The sequence below is a fragment of the Micromonospora phaseoli genome (genome assembly GCF_900109115.1).
Lineage (GTDB): Bacteria > Actinomycetota > Actinomycetes > Mycobacteriales > Micromonosporaceae > Micromonospora > Micromonospora phaseoli.
Window position 1 is genome coordinate 1 of sequence record NZ_FNYV01000004.1, and the last position, 22,666, is coordinate 22,666.

Genomic DNA, 22,666 nt, shown 5'->3' on the forward strand with positions numbered 1-22,666 from the left:
ACCGCCACCGGCTTACCGGCGACCGGGGCGGTGTCCGCGTACGCGGCCACCGGACCAGCGACCATGCCACCAGCAAACGCCACACCAGCAATACCCAGCACGCTCTTACGGAAGATCGTGTTCATGATGAAAGCTCCATTCGGGGGTTGGCACACACACCGACCGGGGGAAGGTCGACACGCACGCAAGCACCGTCAGGCACTCAAAGAACAAGGGGAAAAGAGATCCTCCGGCACGCGGGGCAGAAGAGGGGCCACTTCGCGCCGCCGGAACCATGTACAACGACCGACCGAGCCAGGTCATTCCACAAACCCGGGGCCCGACCCGCAGGCGAAGACCAGGCCCCGCACGATCGTCAGCCACATGTAACGCCCCCACCCCCGACCCGATTCCACCCGCCCGCCAACCCGAAACGGACATCCGGGTGCGATCGGCACGGCAGTCCGGCCAGGGCGGCGGCGGTACCGGACATCGCGTCCGGAACCGCGCCGACGTCGCCATCCGCACAGCCGTGACAGGGCGAACAGACCTGCCATCGACGGGATGCCGCACCCGCCGACCCCGTGCCGGCCCTTGAACGACGCCTCCGCCTCGCGGGTGAACACGGGACGGCAACGAGGATTTCTCATTTTCACCGGATCGGGTCCCAACCCCACCTAGTGTTGGGCACACCGGTGCTAGTCACGGAGTTGGCCACCCGAACGACGTCCCACGCAGTCAGCGGACGAAAAGTGAGGGAAGACGCGTATGAAGGCAATCAGAGTTCTCGTACCCGCGGCGGGCAGCATCGCCCTCGGCGCCCTGCTGCTGCCGGGCACCGCGCTGGCCGACACGACCGTGTCGCCGTCGACCACGCCGGTCGGTGGAACTGTCGTACTCACCGCCACCACCTGCAACCCGAGCTCGGGCGACGCGCTGTTCCGCGTGACCGGGCCCGACCGCGACCAGAACGTCCGCTCCACCACCGCCGCTGCCGGTGGTGGGCTGAGCGCCGAGTTGTTCACCGCCGGGTTCACCCTGGGCACCTACACGGTGGCGGCCACCTGCGGCGACGGCACGGCCGACGGCAGCGCGACCTTCACGGTCACCCCGATCGGTGGCGCCGCGGCCGGGGGCCGCGACGGCAACGACGGCGTCGGAACCCTGGCCACCGGAGCCACCCTGCTCGCCACGGCGCTCGGAGGTGCCCTGATCATGGGCCGGCGTCGTCGCCACGCGGCCACCGCCGCCACGCTCTGAGCCATCACCACTCGCTCCATCCCATCCATCCTGCGAACGGGTGCCCGTGCCGTGCTCCACGGTGCGGGCACCCGAGGCGGCCCGGCCGGGAGACACCGGCCGGACGCGCCCACCGGCGGCGGACCAGGTCCAACCACCTCGTCACCGACCGCCGGACACCGGCGAGTAGAGCCCTCTAGGTCACCAACCGCCGGACACCGGCGAACGGAGGTTTCCGTGCGCGCGTACCACCTGGGCCGGATCCTCGTCGCGCTGCTCGCGGTGGCCGGCCTCGCGCTGGTCGGCACGGGGCTCGCCCGCCTGCCGGTCCAGCCTCCGCAGCCCAGCGGCGATCAGCACCGGGCGGGCTCCGCGCCGAGCCTGCCACCGCTGGCCCGCGCCACCCCCGTCGAGGTGCGCATTGCGGCCATCGGGGTACGCGCACCGCTCGTGCCCGTCGCCGCCGACGAGACCGGGGCGCTTCAGGTGCCACCGGTGGACCAGCCGGCCGTGGCGGGTTGGTATCGGCCCGGGGTCAGCCCGGGCGAGACAGGTAACGCGGTCCTGGTGGGCCACGTGGACTCCCGCGACGGTCCGGCCGTCTTCTTCGACCTGGGACGGTTGCGTCCCGGCGACACCGTCCAGATCACCCGCGACGATGCCAGTGTGGTGCGCTTCGCCGTGGAGGGCGTCGAGGCGTACCCGAAGGATCGCTTCCCCACCGACCTGGTCTACGGCCCGGCCAACGTGGCGGGTCTTCGCCTGATCACCTGCGGCGGCCGCTTCGACCGGGGCAGCGGCGACTACGTGGACAACGTCGTCGTGTTCGCCAGTCGGACAACGTGAGCCGGTCGGACAACGTGAGCCGGTCGGACAGCTCGTCCCGGTGCCGGCCGACCCCGGTGAGCGGGGCCGACGCCCGGACCGTGAGGATGACGCAATGGCCAAGCGTGACAGACGGCCGGCCCGGCGGGCCGAGGTGACCGGGACCTGCCCGTGCGGGCGGGGTCTGCCGTACGGGGACTGCTGCGGTCGGCTGCACCGGGGCGAGGCCGAGGCGCCGACGGCCGAGGCGCTGATGCGTTCCCGGTACGCCGCCTTCGCCGTCGGCGACTCGGAGTACCTGCTGCGCAGCTGGCACACCCGCACCCGGCCGCCCCGGCTGCACCTCGATCCCGCCCAGCGTTGGACCGGGCTGGAGGTCCTCGGCACCGACCGGGGTGGCCTCTTCGACAGCACCGGCACGGTCGAGTTCCGGGCCCACTACCGAGAGGGCCGGGAAACCGGCACGCTGACCGAACGCAGCCGCTTCGCCAGGGAGGACGGCCGCTGGGTCTACCTGGATGACGACCAGGGCTGACCCGGTCATGACGCGTCGAGCCGCGCCGGACCCGGCACGGACGCTCGCGAGTCACCTGTCGAACGGCTCCGCGCGGGCGGTCGCCGGTCGCGTGCCGAATTGATCAGCACCGCCGCCACCAACAGGTACGGTACGGCGGCGACCGCGAACGCCACCGCGTTGCCGGCCATCGTGGCGACCAGGCCGTAGCCGACGTACACCGCGATGATGGTCAGGTCGGTGCCCATCCCGGCCAGCGAGGTGACGGTGGCCCGAGCGGGTCCGCTGATCCGGGCCTGCAGGCGCGCCTCGGCCAGCACCGAGGCGAGCTGGAGACCGCAGAAGGCGACCGCCACCAGCAGGAAGCCGGCCGGCTTGCCGAGCAGCGCTCCGAGCGCCAGGGCCAGTGCCGAGCAGGCCAGGAGCACCGCGTACCCGCAGCTGCGCAGCCGCTCGCCGACCGGGGCCAGCAGACCACCGGCGATCTGCCCGACCGTGACGATCAGCAGCAGCAGGGGCACCGTCGTCAGGGCGACTCCGGTGTCCCTGGCCAGCAGCGGGGTGTACTCGTCCAGGGCGCCCCAGACGGCGGTGACCGCCGCGACGAGCAGCACGGCTGCGCGTACCGCCCGGTCGCGGCGAGCCTCGGCCACGCCCGCCCGCAACTCCTGCCACCAGCCGAGCTCGTCAGCCTCGGTGTCGTCCGGCGCCCGGTCCGTCGGCCCGTCCGCCGACGCAGAGCCGGCGACCGCAGTGTCGCCGGCTGCTGCTGCGGCAGGGCGGGCGGCGGCCGGAGCGGGGTCGGGCTCGGCGGGCCGGCGGCGGTGTTCGGGGAACCGGCTGGCGACGCCGGCGGCCAGCAGGCAGGCGATGACGCTGGCCGCGCCGACCGCGGGGTAGCCGCCGAGCCCGAGTACCGGGCTGGCCAGCACGATCGCCCCGAGTACGCCGACGGTGCCGGCGGTTCGCGCCCGACCGATGACGCGGGCGTACCGGTCGGCCGCGCCGAGGCGATCAAGTTCGTCGAAGACCAGGGCCTCCGTCGCGCCGGAGGCGAGCGCACCGCCGGCTCCCCAGAGGACGAAGCCCACGGCGAACGCCGGGTAGGACGGCGCGAGCGTCCACAGGGCGAAGCCGGCGGCGGTGCAGAGCGGCGCGAGGCAGAGCATCCGCCGCCGGGAGGTCGCGTCGGCCCACGCGCCGGAGGGCACCTCCAGCACGATGCCGGTCAGCGACCAGATCACGAACAGCGACGAGATCTGGGCTATCGACAGTCCGGTGTCGGCGAACAGCAGCGCGTACACCGGATAGAGCAGGACCAGGTCGGTGAGGAACGCGTACGCGTAGAGCGTGCCGGCCAGGCGGCGGGCACGCGTCGAGGTCGGAGTCATCGAGGCCTTCCGGGCGGGGCGGGAAACGGACGCCGGTGTCACGGCGACCGCAGGCGGCCCACGGCCTCGGCTGACGCATCAATGTCGCCAGGTCATGGTGGTGATGGTAGTCGGCGGCACCGCGACCTGCCACGGTGTCGCCGCAACGCGAGCGGGACGGGACCGGCAACCGGTCCCGTCCCGCTTCTCGACCCTCAGCGCTGTTCGTCGGTCCTCGGCGGCAGCACCATCGTCGAGTCGCTGTCGTCGGAGCTACGTTGCGCCGGAACATCCGCGCTGCGTGAGGTGACCTGGGTGGCCTCCGGGTCGTCCTGGCGCGGCAGCGGCGCGGTCGGGTCGTCGCCCAGCGCCGGGTTGTGGCGGGGCAGCGGACTGGTCTGGTCGGGGTCGACGGCGGGCGCGGTGACGACCTGGGTGGCCTCCGGGTCATCCTCGACGGGGGCGGCGGCGAAGGTCGACGACGTCGCGGTCGTCGACGGCGGAGGGGTGGCAGCGGACGCCGTGGAGGTCGGCGCGCTGAAGGTGGGCGCGGCCGGCGAGGTGGGAGTCGGCGCGGAGACGGTTGGCGCGGCGGGGGCCGACTCGGCGGGAGCGGGGGCCGACTCGGCGCGACGCGCGTCGGTCTCCCGACGTTCCGCGGCGTAGGCGCGGGCGTGCTCGGCGATGGTGCGCGACTCCTGCTCGGCGCGGGCCAGCCAGGACTCCCAGCGGCCCTGCATCGGCCGGATCAGACCGCCGCCGACGCCGACCACCAGGATGCCGCCGATGGTGGCCAGCACGGCGATCAGCACCGGGGTGGTCACCGCGGTGGCGACACCGATCTGGTTGAGCGCCGCGATGATGCCCAGACCGAGGATGAACGCCGAGGCGACGGTGGCCAGCAGCCGGCCGTACGACAGGCCACCGAGCGCGCCGGAGACGATGTCCTTGACCGCGCTGGCGATGGCGGCGGCGACGACCACGATGATGATCGCCACGAAGGCCCGGGGCAGCCAGGCGATGACACCGGCGATCAGGTCGGAGATCGGGTTGGGTCCCCAGATCCCGAACGCCAGGTAGAGGGTGAGCAGCAGGACCCCGTAGTAGGCCAGCCGGGCGACGATGTCGCTGGCGTCGTAGCGGGATCGGGCCAGTGCCCGGCGGATCCCACCGCGCTCGACCGCGCGGTCGAAGCCGACCCGTTCGAGCAGCCGGTCGACGATCTTCAGGACCGCCTTGGCGATCAGCCAGCCGACGACCAGGATCGCCACGAAGGCGAGGGCCCTGGGCAGGAAGAGAAGTATCGAACGGAGGGTGTCCCCTACCGCGTCGCCGAAGTTGTCTCGCATGGGATGGGTCCTCCAGGGGCTGGTGTTCGTCAGGCCCGACCTACCCGGACGGTCCTCGGCAGAAACACGTCCGCGTCCGGGAGACGCCCCCAGACAGACGCTTCATGTCCGCCTGGATGATTGATGAACAGGCCAGACCGCCGGTGACCACGGCGGCGTCAGGCGGCGCCGAGGAGGTCCCACCGGTTGCCCGCGATGTCGAGGAAGACCGCGACCCGGCCGTAGGCCTCGGTCCGCGGCTCCCCGACGAAGGTGACACCCGCCCCGACCATCCGCTGATGAGCGGCCTCGAAGTCGTCGACGCGGAGGAAGAACCCGACGCGGCCAGCTACCTGGTCACCGATGGCGGCACGTTGGTGTTCCCCGTCGGCGCGAGCGAGCAGAATCCCGGTCTGGGCGCCGGGGGGCCGGACGACGACCCACCGCTTGGGTCGCCCGTCGTTGGTCGTCGACGGGTAGTCCTCGACGAGGTCGAAGCCGAGCACATCGGTGAAGAACGCGATCGCCGGGTCGTACTCGTCGACGATCAGGGATACCAGGTCGATCTGCACCGCGGCAGCGTATGCGAGGTCCTGCCCTGCTCGCCGCCCGCACACGCCGCGGCGGCATGAGCGGGAACTCGTTGTACTCCGTCAGACGTGGTCGGCGCCGGATGGTTCAGCCGCACTGCCAGAGAAACCTACCTTCAGCGCCGTCCGGTGAGACGAAGATGTAGCCGATTCCGGCGTCGCCGAAGTTGTGGCCCAAACGGTCGGTCAACTGTCCGATCAGCTGCCAGCCCGGCCCGGGTGTCTCCTCACCCTGCAGCCATAACGGCTCCCCACCCAGGAACTCCCACGCCTCCTCGTCGCCGTGCACCTGCTGGTGCACTGGTAGGTGATCCTTCATGGGCCAGGACGGACCCTCACCGAGGTCACGCACGGCGATGAAGGCTGGCACCGATCCGTCAGGTTGAATGACGACAGCGTTCTCGCCACCCTCGGGCTCCCAGGTGGCGTCGACGTACTCCTCGCCGTCAGTCATGAACAGGTAGGCCAGGCGGCCTCCGCCATCGCCGTCCAGGCGGAACTGACCGATGAACGTCATCGGCTCACCGAGCGAACGCGACACCGGCCACTGCGGAGTTTGCAACCACACCGGTTGTCCGCCCAACTTGGTGACCGGCATGCCGGTCGCCTCGCTGGATGGCTCGAATCGAACGGGACGACGCATGCTCGCAACTCCTCGTAGCTCTCGCCGCGGCGCGCGACGAAATCCAGGGCTAAGGCCTTGTACTTTTCCGGCAAAGTCGCGCCGAGCTGCTTCTCCAGGTCGCTGCTCAGTCGTCGACTCCCCCGCGTCATCGGGTGGCGGGCTCATACCGGAGGTCCTCACCGACCGGCAGCAGGTATCCCTCCCAGCGCGGATCTGGCGCGTGGCCGTTGATCTGGTTCGAGGAGATGCGGCCGTCCAACTCGAAGCCGATGAGGCCGAGCCGGAACGGAGCGTCCCGGAAGATGCGGGTACCAACGGCAGCGAGCCAGCCGTCCAGTGGACGACGCCAGGCCAGGGAGTCCTCACCGCTGCGGGAGTCGAAGGGAAAGCCGCCGATGCGCTGGTCGACGCGGGCCAGAGCGCCCAAGGGTAGATAGAAGTCGAGCCACTCAGGCTCCCCATCGCCGCCCAGGGTCACGCATCCGCACACCACTCGGTCACCACTTGGAAGCAGTACCGTTCCGCGGAGATGACCGAAGGCCATCAGGGACTCGACGGTGCAGGGCACCTCCTCCTGGTCACCGGGTTCGTGGCTCCGACTCCCGTAACAGCCGTCGACGGCCGCCGCCCCCCACAGGGCTGACAGGCCCCGTTGTAGGCCTTGACCATCCCGGCCGTCCCACTGGAGAGACAGCTCGTAGAACCCTCCCGACCAGTTCTCGTCGTCGGTGAACGAGGCGGGGTCTGGCATCCGGTCATCTTTCGGTGGGTCGGAGGGAAAGCGCAGACGACGGCTTCACAAGATAGCTGACCGCGCTCTCGCCACGATCGCCGAGCACTACGCCCGCCGACACGCGCAGCCGAACCCGTGGCCTCCACCTGCGGTCGGCGGCATGAACGCAGGCGCTGAGGGGCGCTGATGGTGATCGGAATGTCAGTCGCGGGCAGCACGTGTCGGTCGATACCGTCGGTCGATGCCTGATGCGATCTTCGCTCACCCTCGCCTCGCTCCCGTCTACGACGCATTCGACGGAGACCGCGCCGACCTGGTGTCATACGTCGCGATCGCCGACGAGTTGGGGGCACGCCGGGTGCTCGATGTCGGCTGCGGCACCGGATGCCTGGCGCTCCTGCTCGCTCGAAGTGGCCGTACGGTCGTGGGCGTCGATCCCGCCGAAGCGTCGCTGGATGTGGCGCGGTCCAAGCAGCACGCCACGGAGGTGATCTGGATCCACGGCGACGTCACGACGGTTCCGGCACTCGATGTCGACCTGGCGACGATGACCGGCAATGTGGCACAGGTCTTCCTCACCGACCACGACTGGACACGGGCCCTCCACCGCATCCACGCTGCACTTCGCCCCGCCGGCCACCTGGTGTTCGAGACCAGGCGCCCCGAACGCCGCGTCTGGCAGGAATGGGCGGCGGACACTGCGCCAGTCGTCCTCGACATCCCCGGCGTCGGGCAGGTGGAGCGCCGCCTCACGGTCACCGACGTCAACCTCCCGTTGATCTGCTTCCGACACAGCTACCGGTTCCTGACTGACGGAGAGGTCGTCACCTCGGACTCGACCCTTCGGTTCCGCACCCGCGACGAAGTCGAGTCGAGCCTGGCCACCAACGGCTACCGAGTCCTGGAGGTACGCGAGGCACCGGACCGACCGGGCCGCGAGTACGTGTTCATCGCCCAGCGTTCGTTCGAAAACGGTTGAAGCAATCAGAGACGCGGGCGTGCAGCTCGTCGACGCCTTGCTATCCGCGGTGAGGGTCGCTGGCCCGGTGGGGGTCGGCGCCGGCCACGGTGCGGCGGGTGTCGCCGTGCCCACCGTGCCAGTCAAGGATCATCAGGCAGGCGTCGTCGGGCAGAACAGGTCCGGCTACTTCGAGGACGAGGTCGCCGAGGACGCGGACCGCCTCCCTGGGGTGCAGTGCGCTCAGGTGCTGCAGTCGTGTGGGCAGGTCAAGGGCGGCGGCGCCGCGTTCGAGCATCCCGTCGGTGAGCAGCACCAGTCGGTCACCGGGTCGCAACTCGAGCCCGGCCACCCGGTACGGCTTGTGGCGCAGGACCCCGAAGGGCCGATTGGCGGGCAGTGCCACCGCCTGTGTGGCACCGTCGCGCAGCAGCAGCGGGGTGGGGTGCCCGGCGTTGACCAAGGCGAGGGATCCGGTGGACAGGTCGAGCCGGCCGAGAAGCCCGGTGGCGAAGGGCGACACGGCGGGGGCGTTGTCAACGAGTGCCTCGTCTGCGGCCTGTGCCTGCTCGAGCAGGGTGCCGCCGCGCCGGCGGGCGTTGCGTAGTCCGCCGACGCACAAGGTCGCGGTGAGCGCGCTGTGCACACCGTGGCCCACCGCGTCGGTGATGCTGAAATGCAGCAGGTCCCGGGCCACGCTGTAGTCGAAGGTGTCGCCACCGATGCTGGCTGCCGGCTCCAGCCAGGCCGCGAGGGTGAACGAGTCGGCTTCACAGGTGAACGATGCGGGCAGCAGCCGCCGTTGGATCTCCGCGGCGAGGGTGAACGGGCTCGTCCGTTGCCCCCATTCGAACAGGTCGGTGTGCCGACGGTTGGCGATGACCACGAACGCCAACGTGTGCGCAGCCCGCGACACCCGCTGCAGGATCCCGTCGGTCGGTGCGGCAGACAGTGCGATCTCCAACAGCCCGATGGCCTCGCCGCGCTGGGTGACCGGCGCCCGCACCACGTACTGGTCATCGGCGTACTCGACCAGTACCCGCTGCGCACGGAGCGCCTGCTCCTGGAGGCCGCCGTCGAAGGGCAGCACCATCGCGACGTCCTCGCCATGCCGACGGCCGCCGGGCACGTACCCGATCGGGACGTGGACCAGGCGCACGAGGGCGCGGCCGCTCATGTCCGCCACGAGGAAGGACATGGACAACGCGTCGAGGTTCACCCCGATGCTGCGGGTCACCGCCTCGACGGCGTCGACCGGGGCGGCCTTCTCGACCGCGAGCAGCACTTCGTTGAGATCCACGCCGCTCATCCCGTCCTCGGTCACGCGGCGGAGCATAGACCGGATGCGTGCAGGGTTCTCCCTGCACCCTGTTGCGGCGGTCAACCGATGGTGAGGACGACCTTCCCACGGCCATGCCCGATCTCGACCTCACGGTGCGCGTCGGCGGCGTCTTCCAGAGGGAACGTCCTACGCACGTGGATGCGCAGCTTCCCCTGGGTGTACAGGTCGGCCAGCTCGGCGAGTCGGGCCGCCGAACGCAGGTTGGGGGTGACCCGGATACCGAGTTCCTGGGCCCTGTCGTGCTCGACCAGGGTGAGGATCCGACCTCGGTCGGCTACCAGGGCGAGCGATACGGCCAATGAGTCGCCGCCGGCTGCGTGAAGGGCGACGTCCACGCCGTCCGGTACGGTCGCCCGGACACGATCGCCCAGGCCGTCGCCGTAGGCGATCGGGATCGCACCAAGCGAGCGGAGGTAGTCGTGGTTCTCCTCGCGGGCGGTGCCGATGACGGTCGCGCCCCACTCGACCGCCAACTGGACCGCGACGGTGCCGACCGCGCCGGCCGCCCCGTGGATCAGTACGGTGTCGCTCTTGCCGACACTCAGTTCTTGCAGGGCGATGTGGGCGGTCTGCGCTGCCGCGCTGAATCCACCGGCGATTTCCCAGGGCATGCCGGCTGGTTTGGCGGTGACGTGCTCAGCGGGTACGACCAGTTGTTCGGCGTAGGCGTTGAGCAGGTCGAAACCCAACACCTCGGCGCCAACCGGAATGCCGGTGACTCCCTCACCGATCTGGTCGACCACACCGGCGAACTCGTTACCCGGGATCCGCGGATAGTCCGGTGGCACACCGGGCGGTGTCCAGCCTGCCCGTAGGGCACAGTCGAACGGCTGTACTCCCGCCGCCTTGACCCGGATGCGCACCTGCCCGGCACTGACCTGTGGGGTGTCAACTTCCATCAGGGTCAGCACCTCAGGGCCGCCGGGCTGGACGAACGCCGCTGCTCTCACTACCGACTCCTTCTCTGCCGTGAACGGGGTCGAGTCTCTGGCCTGAACCTTGGTTGAGGTCAAGCGAACGTCGTGAGATGGAGCGGCGAATCGGCCCGGCACGCTGCCATAGGCTCGCCGTCATGAGCCATCCCGCCATCGACGCATGGGACGCCTGGCACCCGATCGACTGGCCGAACGCCTCCGCGATCTGCAGATCCCCTGGTACGTCGCGGCCGGTTGGGCGGTTGATCTGTTTCGCGGCAGGCAGACCCGCGCCCACGAAGACCTGGAGGTCGCCGTGCCGGCCGCACATTTCGCGCTGCTGCCGCCGCTCTTCCCCGAGCTTGACTTCTGGGTGCCGGCGGGCGGGGGCGTCCTGGTGCCGGCGACGGCCGACGCGCTGGCCGGCGACTGCTGTCAGACGTGGGCCTGGGACCGGCTGGCGGGCAGGTGGCGCTTTGATGTCTTCCGGGAGCCGCATGACGGGGACGTATGGGTCTGTCGCCGCGACGAGCAGCGGATCCGCCGACCGTACCGGGAGATCATCCGGCGCTCCGACGACGGGATCCCGTACCTGGGCATCGAGGTCGTGCTGTTGTTCAAGGCGAAGCACACCCGGGACAAGGACGAGGCTGACTTCACCGGCGTACTGCCCTTGCTGTCCCGGGCGGAGCGTGGCTGGCTGGATGCGGCGCTCGGCCTGACCCACCCTGACCATCCCTGGCGTGCCCGGCTGCGGTCATGTTGATCCGAGTGGGATACGGCCTGCTGTTGGCCGCCCGGAAACACCACATCGCGCATCGGACAGGCAGGGCAGAATGCCGTGCATGCGGGACAGGCCGACGGGGCTGGACGAGGATCAGCTGACAGCGGCGCTCTTCCAGGGCTGGGACATGCGGGTCGAGTCCGCGAAGTACCTACCGGTGGGTGCGGGCAGCTACCACTGGTCCGTCACCGACCAGAACGGCATCGTCCGGTTCGTCAAGGTCGACGATCTCCGTGCCGGCGAAGCCAGCCCTCGGGACTTCTGCAACGGTCTGCGGCAGTCCTTGACGACCGCGCTTTCCCTGCACCGCGACGCCGGGCTCGGGTTCGTCGTCACCGCGATCCCCGCCACGGACGGGACGCTACTGCGGCGACTCACCCCCAGGTACGCCCTGTCGGTGTTCCCCCTGGTCGACGGCACCGCCGGTGAATTCGGCCCGCACCGACGCGACGAGCTGGGCGAGATGGTGGCCGTCCTCGCCGACCTGCATGGAGCCACTCCGGTGGTCGCGCACCTCGCCTCGCGGACCGACCTGCGGCTACCCGGCCGGAAACGGCTGCGCGGGGCGTTGCGGTCGCTGGACCACCCGTGGACCGGTGGGCCGCACGCCGAGCCGGCCCGCAAGCTCCTGATCCGACACCAGGCACGTGTCCGTCGATGGTTGGCGGACTTCGACCGGCTCGTCGACGTCACCCGAACCACGGTGCCCGGCTGGGTCGTCACCCACGGCGAGCCCCATCCGGGCAACGTCATGCACACCTCCGACGGCATGCGGCTGATCGACTGGACAACCGTGCAGATCGCCCCGCCGGAACGCGACTTGTGGATGTTGACAGCGGCGTTCACCAACATGATCGGCACCGATGCGCTCGACGTCGACGACGACGTGCTGGCCGGGTACGCCGAGGCGACCGGCCGTACGGTCAGGCCAGCCGGAATCGCCCTCTACCACCGGTGGTGGGTGCTCGCCGATGTCGCCGCCTTCACCGACGACCTCCGCAGACCTCACGGCGACGGAGAGGACGCCGCGGCGGCACTGGCCTACCTCACCGGATACCTCGAAACCGCCACCGACTGAACGAGAGGGACGCGGGGCCGCCCGAGGTTGCCGCTGGCGCCCTGTTCGTACCCTGGCGGTCCAGGTGTAGGAGGTCGGCATGTCAGTCGGCAAGCGGACGAGCAACCCGTGGCTTCCGCCGCGCTGGTTCATCCATCTGGCCTGGTCGACGCACCGGAGCCTGTACCGGCTCTCCGGCGGCCGGGTCGGACTGTGGCGGCCGGGCGCCAAGGGCTGGGGCACCCTGCGATTGACCACCATCGGCCGTCGCACCGGCCAGCCGCGCAGCGTCATCCTCGGGTACGTCGAGGACGGGTCGCACCTGGTCTCGCTGGCGATGAACGGGTGGGGTGAGGGTGAGCCCGCCTGGTGGCTCAACCTGCAGGCGAATCCGGACGCGACCGTCGACCTGGTCGGAGGGCGGCGGCTGGTACATGCTCACGCGGCAACAGGCGACGAGCGGTTACGGCTGTGGGCCCACTGGCGCAAGATCGACAAGAACCTCGACGCGTATGCGGCGCTGCGGTCGGCCGAGACGGCGGTGGTGGTCCTGGTGCCCCGGGCCGGCGCGTCGGACACGTTGCCCGGCTAGCTACCCGACCGACGACCCGCCGACGACCGCCGGACGGGTCGCGTGCAACGACGCCAGCAGCTGCAGCCGGTCCGCGTCCACGCTGCCGGGCTCGGCGGTGAGGACCAGCATGACCGGCCCGGAACTGCCGGGCAGCGGGTACGTGTCCCAGTCCAGGACGATGTCGCCGGCCTCGGGGACCCGGAAGGTCTTTGTGCCGCTGACCGACTCGCGTACGTCGTGCCGGGCCACAGCCGCCGGAACTCGGCGCTGCGGATGCTCAGCTCGCCGACGATCGCGGTGGCGCGGGGATGGGTGGGCTCGGCCACTTCGCGTTGACCGGCCTGTTGCTCGGCAACCTGACCGCCGCGAGGACGCCGCGGGTGGTCAATCTCAGCTCGATCACCCACAGGAGCGCGCATCAGGAGCGCGCATCTCGACTTCGACGACCTGATGTTCGAGCGTGGCTCCCGGGTCGCTCCCGCTTACGGCAGGTCCAGGCTCGCCACCACCGTGTTCGGCATCGAGCTGGACCGCCGGCTGCGCGCCGCCGGGTCGCCGATCGTCAGCGCGCTGGCCCATCCCGGTCTCACCCGCACCAACCTGACTCCGCGTGCCTGGGAACACCGCGGCCGGGTCGGGCAGTTGGTCGCCCGGGTCGGCCTCCTGGCGACTCAGAATGTCGAGCAGGGCGCACTGCCACAGCTGTTCGCCGCGACCGGACCCGAGGTGCGTGGTGGCCAGTTCTTCGGGCCGTCCGGGCTCTGGGAGACGCGGGGCAGGGTCACCGAGGCCCGCCTCAGCCGGGAGGCGCTCGATCCGGCCGTCGGCGAGCGGCTCTGGGCGGCCGCCGAAGCGCTCACCGACGTCAGCCACCTCTGACCAGGCACTCTGCGTGCCGTCCGGCTCAGCGGGGGCAGGCGTAGCTGACCTCGGTCGCCGCCTGCACCGGTGACGGGGCGACGATGTTCACCGTCGCGGTCTCGGTGGTGCTGCCGACCCCGCTGAACGACCAGCGCAGGGTCAGCTCGACGGTGCGCTGGCCCCAGCCGACCCGCTCGGTCAGCAGGGCGCCCGGTGCGCTGCCGGACCGCAGCCACTGGTATTCGATGACGCCCGCGCGGCCGTTGGTCCGCACGGTGGCGACCACGTCGATGCTCACGTCGCACCGCTCACCGGCGGGGCGGGGCACGGCCGCATTCACCTCGACGACCTCCAGCGGGCTGAGCCGCTGCCAGATCCAGAGCCCGACCGCGGCGAGCAGAGCGAGGGTGAGCAGAGTGGACAGCAGCGAGACCAATCGCCGCCAAGCCGACCTGCGGCGCGGTGGCGGCGCCGGCGTCGGCCAGGCGGGAGCCGGCGGCGGGGCGACCGGCACGCCGGGGCCGAATCGCAGCTCCCCGCCGGGCCCGGCGGTCGGCGCGGCGAGCGCTTCCCCACCGGTATGCGCGCCGGCCGTGGCCGCCGTGGTACGTCCGGCCTCGGTCGCGCCCAGGGCAGCCGTGACGCCGACGGCCTGGGTCGGCCCGATGCGGCCCAGCGACACGGTCGGCTCAGCGCCTTCCAGGAACACCGTCGGCTCAGCGCCGCCCAGGAACGCCGTCGGCTCAGCGCCGCCCAGCGACACCGTCGGCTCGGCGCCGCCCAGCGACACCGTCGGCGCGTCCGCCGGCGCATCGGGTGATGGGGTGTGACCGGGTGGGACGTTGACGGCCGGCTCAGCCGGTACCCGTTGGGTGGGCAGGGCCTCGGTGGCGTCGTCCGGCTGGGTCACGGCTGCGTCTCCTGCGTCGTGGTGGGGCGGTGTGTGCTGGGGGCGCGCGGGCAGCCGGTCAGCCCGGCGTGCAGAAGGAGTAGAGCGTCACGTACACCGTGGAGCCGGTGGTGGTGTTGCCGGCGGCGTCGGTGGCGAGGACCGCCACCGGGATCCGGGTGGTGGAGCCAGGTCGGGGCAGCTCACCGAGCACACCCCGGAACTGGCCGCCGCGCAGCGGGCTCATGCTCTGCTCGTACGATCGCTTCTCCAGGGTGTAACGGAAGCGGACCCGCAGCTCGCCCGCGACCGTGCGGTCGTCGGCGACGAGCGCGGTGACGGTGCTCGTCGTGGGCCCGAACGGGCAACCGGTCGGGTCCAGCTCGGTCGGGCTCGCCGCGACCCGGTCGACGGTGGGCGCGGTGACATCGCGCGGCGGTGCGGAGCCGGTGCTGGTCGACGGGCTGGGTGCCGGGGTGGTCGCGCGGGCGCTGCCGGTGGGCGTCACCGACACGCTCGGCATGGCCGAGACGGTGGTGTCGGCGCTCGGATCGACGTCGCCGCCGGACGGGCCGGAGGTGGCGGTCGCTGGCTCGTCGGGCGTGGCGGTCGGCGTGGGCGGGGCGGCGGCACCGCCGGACGGGGCGATGCCGCCGGCCAGGTCCGTGCTCGCCTCGGCGGCCGTCCCCACAGCCACCGGTGGATCGTCCTTCGCGGCGTAGCTGAGCCCGGCCCCGCCGATCAGCAACGCCACCACCAGTCCACTGCCGACCAGCGCCGCCCGGGCCCGTCCGGTACGGCGGGGCACGAGAGCACCGGGGCCCTCACCTGCCGGTGGGACGGTGGACGCGCCGAGCGCCGTGTTGGCCACGCTGATGGCGCCGCCGGTGCCGTCCCGGAACGGGAACAGGGCCGCCAGCAGCGCCGCCCGTCGAGCCAGTTCGCGTAGCCCGCGCTGCTCCCAGTCCTCTCCGTACGCACCGGCGGCCACCTGCTCCAGCGTGGCCAGGAAGACCTGCGCGGGCTGTGGACGGTCGTCGGGACGCTTGGCCATCCCGTGTCGCAGCAGGCCGTGCACCGGTCGCGGAGCCGGGGTGGTGGGGATCGGCGCGCGGGCATGCTGCTGGCGCAGGGTGGCCAGGTCACGCCCGTCGTACGGAGGGTGGCCGGTGAGGCACTCGAAGAAGGTCGCGGTGGCGGCGTAGATGTCGCACGCCGGGCTGGCGGGGGCACCGGTCCACTGCTCGGGCGCCATGTAGCGCGGGGTGCCGGTGACACTGCCACCGGAGTCGGCGCCCACCGGCATGGCGATGCCGAAGTCGGCGAGCTTGCTCGCCCCCTCGGCGGTGACCAGCACGTTCTCCGGCTTGTAGTCGCGGTGCACCACGCCACGGGCGTGCGCCGCGGCGAGCCCGGCGAGGGAACCCTTGAGTACGCAGAGCGCCGACTCCGGCGTCGTCGGGCCCTGCGCTCGCAGCATCTGACGCAGCGAGACGCCGTTGACCAACTCCATCACGATGGCCGCGCCACCGGGCGCCTCGACGTACTCGTAGAGGCGGCACACGTACGGGTCGTCGAGGTCGGCCAGTAGCCGTGCCTCGTCCCGGAAGGCCGCCCGGAACAGCTCGTCGTCGATTCTGCCGGTCAGGTACTTGATCGCCACGGGGGTACCGGTGGCGTCGTGGACGGCGAGATCGACGCTGCCGGAGGCGCCGGCACCGAGCCGGCGGACCGGGGTGTAGCCGGAGAGCTGCCATCCGCTCATGTCGCCGCTTTCCGCGCTGTGCGCAGGTGGACGGTGCCGCTGGACACGCTGATCATTATCGTCACCGCCGCCGGTGGCGCCATCGGCCCGACGGGTGCTCCGCCCGACCGGGCGGCTGGCAGGTGGCTCCGGGCGATGAGCGCGGTGGCCGGCGGCCGGCGAGCGGCCACCTCGGGCGACGCACGATGGTCGGTCACGGACACCCTGCCACTGGTAGCACCCCCGGTCAACGCCTGCGCGCGGGCGTGCGCCGGCGGCCTGGTGCGGCAGTCCCGCACCCGCCGCTGAGCTGCGGCGCTGCGACGTTTGATCTTGTCCGGCAGCGGAAAGTGTGGCGGGATGAGATGGGCCCGTCACGCCGTACCCGCCGCCGTCACCGCGCTCGCCGCGATCGCCGCCCGTGACCTGCTGCAACGCGAGCACGCGCTGAGACGCAACTTCCCGCTGCTCGGTCGGGCCCGCTACCTGCTCGAGTCGATCGGGCCGGAGTTGCGGCAGTACATCGTGGCCGGCAACGACGAGGAACGCCCGTTCACCCGCGACCAGCGCCGCTGGGTATACGCCTCGGCAAAGCGCCAGAACAACTACTTCGGTTTCGGCACCGACAACGACATCGAACACACGGCGGGCTATCCGATCATCAAGCACCGCACGTTCGGTCGGGCGGTTCCGGCGTCGACCCCGACGGCCGGACACGAGGTGCGGCTGCCCTGCGCGAAGGTGCTCGGTGGCGCTCGGGACCGGGCCAGAGCGTTCCGCCCGGAGTCGGTGGTGACCATCTCGGGGATGAGCTTCGGTTCGCTCTCCGGCCCGGCGGTGGAGGCGTTGAACCGGGGTGCGGCGATCGCCGGCTGCCTGCACAACACCGGCGAGGGCGGGCTGTCGCGGTACCACCGCAACGGCGGGGAGTTGATCCTGCAGATCGGCACCGCGTACTTCGGCTGCCGCGACGACCGGGGCAGGTTCGACCTGGCGCGACTCAAGGACGTGGTGGCCGGCGCGCCGGTACGGGCGCTGGAGATCAAGCTCAGCCAGGGGGCCAAGCCCAGTCTGGGCGGCCTGCTGCCGGCGGCAAAGGTCTCGGCGGAGATCGCCGCGGCCCGCGGCATCCCGGTCGGGCAGGACTGTGTGAGCCCGTCCCGGCACGCGGAGTTCGCCGACTGCGACAGCCTGCTCGACTGGGTGGAGTTGCTCGCCGCCGAGACCGGCCTGCCGGTTGGCATCAAGTCCGCCGTCGGTGACCTCGAATTCTGGACGGAGTTGACCGACCTGATGCGGGACACCGGCCGGGGCGTCGACTTCGTCACCATCGACGGCGGCGAGGGTGGCACCGGCGCCGCACCGTTGATCTTCACCGACTCCGTCTCGCTGCCGTTCCAGCTGGGCTTCGCCCGGATCTACCCGATATTCGCCGAGCGCGACCTGCACGAGCAGGTGGTCTTCATCGGCTCCGGCAAGCTCGGACTGCCCGACAACGCCGTGGTGGCGTACGCGCTCGGCTGCGACATGCTGGCCGTCGGGCGGGAGGCGATGCTGGCGATCGGCTGCATCCAGGCCCAGAAGTGCCACGCCGACACCTGCCCCACCGGCGTCGCCACCCAGAACGCGTGGCTGACCCGGGGTCTGGATCCGGCGTCCAAGGCGGTCCGCGCCGCGCACTACGTGAAGACCCTGCGACGGGACCTGGTGAAGGTCGCCGAGGCGTGCGGAGTGGAGCACCCGGGGCTGATCGACCCCGATTCCGTCGAGATTCTCGGCGGGCGGACCAGTGCCACCCCGCTGCGCGAGGTGTACGGGTACCGCCCGGGCTGGGGTCTACCGTCGACGGCCGACCAGAAGGCGATCGTGGAGTTGATGGCCACCGAGGCGCCGCAGGGCGGCAGCGCGCCCCCGTCGCCGACCGCCCAGCGCTGACCGCTCGCTCACACCCCCGGGCGGTCACCGGATCCACGTCCCCGCCGGGCCGACGCACTTGGGCGCGGGCCCTAACCTGAACGCATGTCGATCACGGATAGCGCCGTCGCCGTCGCCGCAGCCAGGGCCGGAGCGGCCGTGGTCCGCACCTGCTACGGAAAGGCGCTCGCGCGGCTGGACAAGGGCTCGGGCGACTTCGCCACCGCCGCCGACATCGAGGCCGAACGGGAGATCCTCGACGTGCTCGGCGCGGCCCGTCCGCACGACGGGGTGCTGGCCGAGGAGAGCGGGCGCACCGGTCCCGACGGCGCCCAGCGGGTGTGGCTGGTCGATCCGCTCTGCGGCACGCTGAACTTCGCCGCCCGGACGATGCTCGCCTCAACGAACGTCGCCCTGCGGGTGGACGGCACGACGACGGTGGCCGCCTGCGCCGACCCCTTCGCCGACGAGGTGTTCTGGACCGACGGCACCCGGTCCTGGGTACGCCACGGTGGGACCGACGAGCCGCTGCTGCCGTCGGCCAAATCCGGACTGGTCGACGTCAACCTCGATCCGCCGTTCCCGAACGCGCCCGCGTTCCGGGCCGGTCGATTGCTCACCGATCCGGGCTTCACGCCGCCTTTCCGGCCCCGCGTCGTCTCCACCGCCCTCGCGGTGGCCTGGGTCGCCGCCGGCCGCCGGGCCGCGTACGTCACCGATGGACGGATGTGTGACAGCGTCCACTTCGCCGCCGGCATCGCCCTGTGCCGGGCCGCCGGCTGCGTGGTCACCGGCCTCCACGGGCAGCCGCTGGACAGCGGGGTGGGCGGGTTGCTGGTGGCGGCCGACGAGGAGACGCACCGCGCCCTGTCGGCCCTGATCGCCAAGCAGTTCGCCGCAGGCCACGACGAGTTTTAGTACATCCGTGCGATGATGGTCGCGTGTCGGGCGAGGCCACCATCCTGCATGCCGACCTGGACGCGTTCTACGCCTCGGTCGAGCAGCGCGACGACCCTCGGCTGCGCGATCGACCGGTGCTCGTCGGCGGTGGCGTGGTGCTGGCCGCGAGCTACCAGGCCAAGGCCCGGGGCGTGCGCAGCGGGATGGGCGGCGCGCAGGCCCGCCGGCTCTGCCCGGACGCGGTCGTCGTCCCACCCCGGATGTCCGCCTACAGCGCGGCCAGCCGGAAGGTGTTCGAGATCTTCCGACAGACCACCCCGCTGGTCGAGGGGCTCTCCATCGACGAGGCGTTCCTCGACGTGGGCGGACTGCGCCGGCTCGCCGGCCCACCGGCCGGGATCGCCGCCCGGCTGCGCCGGACGGTCAGCGAGGAGGTCGGCCTGCCGATCACCGTCGGAGTGGCCCGGACCAAGTTCCTGGCCAAGGTGGCCAGCGGCGTGGCCAAGCCGGACGGACTGCTGGTCGTGCCGCCCGACGGGGAGTTGACCTTCCTGCACCCGCTGCCCGTCGAGCGGCTGTGGGGCGTCGGGCCGGTGACCGCCGAGAAGCTCCGCGCGCACCGGATCCGCACGGTCGGTGACGTCGCCCGGCTCGGCGAGGCGACCCTGATATCGCTGCTCGGCGGCGGTGCCGGCCGCCACCTGCACGCCCTGGCACACAATCGGGATCCCCGCACGGTGCAGGTGGGTCGGCGGCGCGGGTCGATGGGTGCCCAGCACGCACTGGCCCGGACCGGGCACCAGCCCGCCGAGTTGGACGCGATCCTCGCCGGTCTGGTCGACCGGGTCACCCGCCGGATGCGGGCGGCGGCCCGCACCGGGCGGACGATCACCCTGCGGCTGCGCTACGCCGACTACACCCGCGCCACCCGCTCCCGCACCCTGGCCAAGGCGACCGCGGACACGGTCACCGTGCTCCGCACGGCCCGGACGCTGCTGCGCGTGGCGCTTCCCGAGATCGACCGACGGGGTGTCACGCTGATTGGCGTGGCCGTCGGCAATCTCGGCGACGGGCACGTTCAACTGCCGCTGTCCTGGCAGCCCGACCCGGCGGCGGACCTGGACGCCGCGATGGACGCGGTCCGGGAGCGCTTCGGATCGGCGGCGGTGACCCGTGCGGCGCTGCTCAACCACGACACCGGGCCGGAGATGCCGATGCTTCCCGAGCTGTGAGGGGCCGGGCACGCAGTCGACACCCGCGCCGAGTGTGGTGCGGTACGGGCGGGCCGACGAGTGCCGTCCCGCCCGCACCGGACCGCGTGGCGGCGCGACAGGTCAACAGCAGAGCGGCGCACCTCCGCCTGGATCCGCCATCACCGCCAGGCGAGGCAGCGGGCCCGCCCCGCCGGAGTCCAGTTGCTGCGGCGGCCGGCTCGTGTTGACGCCCCGGAACGATGGCGCGGCCCGCCAGAGGAGTTCGACCGCAGCTCCGTCGGGCCGCGACACCCGGTGCAGGTTGCGGTAGCCGAGCCGGCGGTACAGGCGCAGGTCGGCCTTGCTGTGCACCTCGGCGTAGGTCGGCAGCCCGAGGTTGTCCATCCACCGGTGACTGCCGGCGAGGACCGCGGCGGCCTGGCCGGCGCGGTCGACATCCGGCGGCGCGGCGAGGAAGGCGAGGTGGTTGTGTGCCTCGTCGGGCCGCCGCGCGGCGAGCATGTGCTCAAGCCGGCGGAAGCGTACGGCGTGGTCGCCGCAGGCGTCGTCGAGTCGCTCGTCGTAGCGGGGCGGCGGTGGAATCGGACGGTACCGGTGGAACCAGACTGTGGCGGCGGTGCCGTCCTTGAGCAGGAACGCGTCACCGAACAGCAGGGCGTGCTCGACCCAGATTCGGGCCACCGCGGCGATCATCCCGGGCCGTTTCCGCTGGTCGGAGACGAGCCACGACCCGAGGGGGGTCGGGACGGCGGTGGCGGTGACGAGGTCGACGATCCAGTCGATGTCGCACCATCGGGCGCGGTTGACCGGCAGGGAGACGGGCATGAGAACTCCTGATGAGACGAAAGTCAGCGAGGCAGGGTCCGGCCGGGCCGCGCGGACGAGCGCGGGCGGCGGACGGGGCGGTGACGGGCAACCGGGTACGACACCCGGCATCGGGCGAGCCGGCCGGCCACCACGGTCGTGGCGGCGCGGCGCATCACGTCCCTCGCGGTCAGGCCGGTCTGCTCCGCGGGCGTGGGCATCGGGAGGGGCGATGCCGAGTACGGGCGGGTCGGGTCACCCGGCCGCTGGCCGGAGGCGGCGCCCAGCCGGCCACGACGGCGTCGGCGGTGCCGCTGTGGGAGGTCGGGCTCGAATCGACGCCGCCGGTGCCGGGCGCGGGCGAGACGGGCGGCTGACCCGGAGCGCGCTCGGTCTGCCCGTCCGCGCTGTTCGTCGTGCTGTCGGCGGTATCCGCCCCGACTCGGGGCCCCGCTGCCGCCGAAGGAGCTGACCCGAAGGGGGCGGTGCCCACATCGGCCCGGACGGGTCGCACCACGCCGGTGCGGTCCGGTTCGGCCGGCGGCACCCCGTCGACCGGCGACACGACGTCAGCCGGTGGCACCGTCACCGGCGGCGACGTGGGAACCGGGGTGGGTTGCGGCACCGGGTCCGGGTCGGGCGGGATCGGGGCCGGTTGAGGCAGGGTGACGACAGGATCCAAGAGGTCGAGTATCGGATCGAGCGGGCCGAGGACCGGTGTCAGCTCCTGCAGGATCGGATCGAGATCGGCCACGATCGAGTCGAGCAGTGGCGACGCGGGATCCAGCAGTTGGCTCAGGGCGGCGATGAGCGGTTCTGCCAGCGGGCCCAGGGTGGCGGCCACCGGCGCGACGAGCCGCGCCACCGCGTCGCGCACCTGCTCCTCGTCGACCGGGGAGCGCGACTCGGAGCGCCGCTGCGGCGTCGGCTCATCGGCGGACGGGCCACGGGCGACGGGAGGTGCCGTCGGCTCCGGCCCCACAGGTGACCGGCCGGCAGGTGCCGGCGCGGCGTGAGTCGGGGTGCGCTCGGACGGCGGAACCGGAACCGGCGCGGGCGCTTCGGTGGACGGCGGCCCGGGTTCGACCGGGGCCGGCGGGCTGGCGGGCGGTGCGACCCGTTCCCCCTGTGTGTCGTCCACCGGTGGCGCCTGCTCGACCGGTGCTGCCGGCCGGGAGGGTTCGCCCTGCGGCCGGTCGGGGGCGAGCACAGGGGCGAGGATGGCGCGGATCAGGTCGGTAGCGGGTGTGGCCGCCCGGCCCGGGCTGCGCGCCGGCTGCTCTCCGGTAGCCGGCGGCTGCTCGGCGGCGTACGCGGGAATCGTCGTCGCCATGTCGTAGGCGCACCAGGACACGCCAGCGACCACGGTCAGGAATCCCAGCCGTAGCGCGGCGTGGCCGAGGCGGCCACGCCGTCGACTCGTCACCGGCACCTCCACGTGCCCGACCACCACCATCTGCGCACGCACCCTAACCCAGAGCGACGCCTGTGCCACAGCGTGCCGGGCG

24 protein-coding genes are annotated in these 22,666 nt (G+C 72.0%); 12 read left to right on the forward strand and 12 right to left on the reverse strand.

What is annotated here, in order from left to right:
• Window positions 1-747 precede the first annotated feature (747 nt).
• The 3 genes from BMY89_RS11530 (at window position 748) to BMY89_RS11540 (ending at window position 2,578) form a co-directional block, all read left to right on the forward strand.
• Entirely contained in the window at window positions 748-1,239 is a 492-nt protein-coding gene (locus BMY89_RS11530) for a hypothetical protein (protein ID WP_092379370.1), read from the forward strand.
• Window positions 1,240-1,455: 216 nt separating this feature from the next.
• Window positions 1,456-2,064 (forward strand): class F sortase, encoded by a 609-nt coding sequence (locus tag BMY89_RS11535; protein ID WP_092379373.1) that lies wholly within the window; start codon window positions 1,456-1,458, stop codon window positions 2,062-2,064.
• Window positions 2,065-2,158: 94 nt separating this feature from the next.
• Window positions 2,159-2,578 (forward strand): YchJ family protein, encoded by a 420-nt coding sequence (locus tag BMY89_RS11540; RefSeq protein WP_092379376.1) that lies wholly within the window; start codon window positions 2,159-2,161, stop codon window positions 2,576-2,578.
• A gap of 5 nt (window positions 2,579-2,583) precedes the next feature.
• On the opposite strand, the gene BMY89_RS11545 is transcribed toward BMY89_RS11540, so the two are convergent.
• From BMY89_RS11545 to BMY89_RS11565, 5 genes are all read right to left on the reverse strand, one after another.
• Window positions 2,584-3,948 (reverse strand): MFS transporter, encoded by a 1,365-nt coding sequence (locus BMY89_RS11545; RefSeq protein ID WP_092379379.1) that lies wholly within the window; start codon window positions 3,946-3,948, stop codon window positions 2,584-2,586.
• 194 nt (window positions 3,949-4,142) lie between these two features.
• Entirely contained in the window at window positions 4,143-5,276 is a 1,134-nt protein-coding gene (locus BMY89_RS31535; RefSeq protein ID WP_092379382.1) for a mechanosensitive ion channel family protein, read from the reverse strand.
• 158 nt (window positions 5,277-5,434) lie between these two features.
• Entirely contained in the window at window positions 5,435-5,827 is a 393-nt protein-coding gene (locus tag BMY89_RS11555; RefSeq protein WP_092379385.1) for a VOC family protein, read from the reverse strand.
• A gap of 106 nt (window positions 5,828-5,933) precedes the next feature.
• Complete coding sequence (locus BMY89_RS11560) at window positions 5,934-6,488, reverse strand: YwqG family protein (protein WP_092379388.1); 555 nt, start codon at window positions 6,486-6,488, stop codon at window positions 5,934-5,936.
• Window positions 6,489-6,615: 127 nt separating this feature from the next.
• Window positions 6,616-7,221 carry a hypothetical protein gene (locus BMY89_RS11565; protein WP_198413993.1) on the reverse strand — a complete coding sequence of 202 codons (606 nt, stop codon included), beginning with the start codon at window positions 7,219-7,221 and terminating at the stop codon, window positions 6,616-6,618.
• Between the two features lie 223 nt (window positions 7,222-7,444).
• On the opposite strand from BMY89_RS11565, the gene BMY89_RS11570 reads away from it, so the two are divergent.
• Window positions 7,445-8,182, forward strand: a complete 738-nt coding sequence (locus tag BMY89_RS11570; RefSeq protein WP_092379392.1) for a class I SAM-dependent methyltransferase — start codon at window positions 7,445-7,447, stop codon at window positions 8,180-8,182.
• A 40-nt stretch (window positions 8,183-8,222) separates the two neighbouring features.
• On the opposite strand, the gene BMY89_RS11575 is transcribed toward BMY89_RS11570, so the two are convergent.
• Together BMY89_RS11575 and BMY89_RS11580 are read right to left on the reverse strand one after the other, a co-directional pair.
• Entirely contained in the window at window positions 8,223-9,485 is a 1,263-nt protein-coding gene (locus BMY89_RS11575; RefSeq protein ID WP_232521224.1) for a PP2C family protein-serine/threonine phosphatase, read from the reverse strand.
• Between the two features lie 56 nt (window positions 9,486-9,541).
• Window positions 9,542-10,453 carry an NADP-dependent oxidoreductase gene (locus BMY89_RS11580; RefSeq protein WP_092379395.1) on the reverse strand — a complete coding sequence of 304 codons (912 nt, stop codon included), beginning with the start codon at window positions 10,451-10,453 and terminating at the stop codon, window positions 9,542-9,544.
• A 145-nt stretch (window positions 10,454-10,598) separates the two neighbouring features.
• Between BMY89_RS11580 and BMY89_RS11585 the strand changes: the two genes are divergently transcribed.
• The 3 genes from BMY89_RS11585 to BMY89_RS11595 all read left to right on the forward strand — a co-directional run bounded on the left by BMY89_RS11585 (window position 10,599) and on the right by BMY89_RS11595 (window position 12,850).
• The gene (locus tag BMY89_RS11585) at window positions 10,599-11,183 is read left to right on the forward strand and encodes a nucleotidyltransferase domain-containing protein (protein ID WP_198413994.1); all 585 of its coding nucleotides are present in this window, start codon (window positions 10,599-10,601) and stop codon (window positions 11,181-11,183) included.
• A 79-nt stretch (window positions 11,184-11,262) separates the two neighbouring features.
• Window positions 11,263-12,279 (forward strand): aminoglycoside phosphotransferase family protein, encoded by a 1,017-nt coding sequence (locus tag BMY89_RS11590; protein WP_232521226.1) that lies wholly within the window; start codon window positions 11,263-11,265, stop codon window positions 12,277-12,279.
• A gap of 79 nt (window positions 12,280-12,358) precedes the next feature.
• Window positions 12,359-12,850 carry a nitroreductase/quinone reductase family protein gene (locus tag BMY89_RS11595; RefSeq protein ID WP_092379399.1) on the forward strand — a complete coding sequence of 164 codons (492 nt, stop codon included), beginning with the start codon at window positions 12,359-12,361 and terminating at the stop codon, window positions 12,848-12,850.
• Here BMY89_RS11595 and BMY89_RS11600 read toward each other — a convergent pair whose 3' ends face one another.
• Complete coding sequence (locus BMY89_RS11600) at window positions 12,851-13,081, reverse strand: MmyB family transcriptional regulator (protein ID WP_232521228.1); 231 nt, start codon at window positions 13,079-13,081, stop codon at window positions 12,851-12,853.
• 201 nt (window positions 13,082-13,282) lie between these two features.
• Here BMY89_RS11600 and BMY89_RS11605 point away from each other — a divergent pair, with 201 nt between their 5' ends.
• Window positions 13,283-13,711 carry an SDR family NAD(P)-dependent oxidoreductase gene (locus BMY89_RS11605; protein ID WP_232521229.1) on the forward strand — a complete coding sequence of 143 codons (429 nt, stop codon included), beginning with the start codon at window positions 13,283-13,285 and terminating at the stop codon, window positions 13,709-13,711.
• 25 nt (window positions 13,712-13,736) lie between these two features.
• Here BMY89_RS11605 and BMY89_RS11610 read toward each other — a convergent pair whose 3' ends face one another.
• Entirely contained in the window at window positions 13,737-14,603 is an 867-nt protein-coding gene (locus tag BMY89_RS11610) for a hypothetical protein (RefSeq protein ID WP_092379403.1), read from the reverse strand.
• Window positions 14,604-14,661: 58 nt separating this feature from the next.
• Window positions 14,662-16,347, reverse strand: coding sequence for a serine/threonine-protein kinase (locus BMY89_RS11615; protein ID WP_092379406.1), 1,686 nt, complete (start codon window positions 16,345-16,347; stop codon window positions 14,662-14,664).
• A 33-nt stretch (window positions 16,348-16,380) separates the two neighbouring features.
• Here BMY89_RS11615 and BMY89_RS11620 point away from each other — a divergent pair, with 33 nt between their 5' ends.
• The 4 genes from BMY89_RS11620 to dinB all read left to right on the forward strand — a co-directional run bounded on the left by BMY89_RS11620 (window position 16,381) and on the right by dinB (window position 20,372).
• A complete protein-coding gene (locus BMY89_RS11620; RefSeq protein ID WP_092379410.1) occupies window positions 16,381-16,635 on the forward strand; it encodes a hypothetical protein in 255 nt (84 codons plus the stop codon).
• 51 nt (window positions 16,636-16,686) lie between these two features.
• Entirely contained in the window at window positions 16,687-18,261 is a 1,575-nt protein-coding gene (locus BMY89_RS11625) for an FMN-binding glutamate synthase family protein (protein ID WP_092379414.1), read from the forward strand.
• Window positions 18,262-18,345: 84 nt separating this feature from the next.
• Window positions 18,346-19,158, forward strand: a complete 813-nt coding sequence (locus tag BMY89_RS11630) for an inositol monophosphatase family protein (protein WP_092379417.1) — start codon at window positions 18,346-18,348, stop codon at window positions 19,156-19,158.
• A 23-nt stretch (window positions 19,159-19,181) separates the two neighbouring features.
• Window positions 19,182-20,372, forward strand: coding sequence for a DNA polymerase IV (dinB, locus tag BMY89_RS11635; protein ID WP_092379420.1), 1,191 nt, complete (start codon window positions 19,182-19,184; stop codon window positions 20,370-20,372).
• 102 nt (window positions 20,373-20,474) lie between these two features.
• Here the strand turns inward: dinB and BMY89_RS11640 are convergent, their stop codons facing one another.
• Both BMY89_RS11640 and BMY89_RS11645 read right to left on the reverse strand, forming a co-directional pair.
• Window positions 20,475-21,179 (reverse strand): hypothetical protein, encoded by a 705-nt coding sequence (locus BMY89_RS11640; RefSeq protein ID WP_092379423.1) that lies wholly within the window; start codon window positions 21,177-21,179, stop codon window positions 20,475-20,477.
• A 169-nt stretch (window positions 21,180-21,348) separates the two neighbouring features.
• On the reverse strand, window positions 21,349-22,626 hold the full coding sequence (locus tag BMY89_RS11645) for a hypothetical protein (protein WP_092379426.1): 1,278 nt from the start codon (window positions 22,624-22,626) through the stop codon (window positions 21,349-21,351).
• Between the last annotated feature and the right edge of the window lie 40 nt (window positions 22,627-22,666).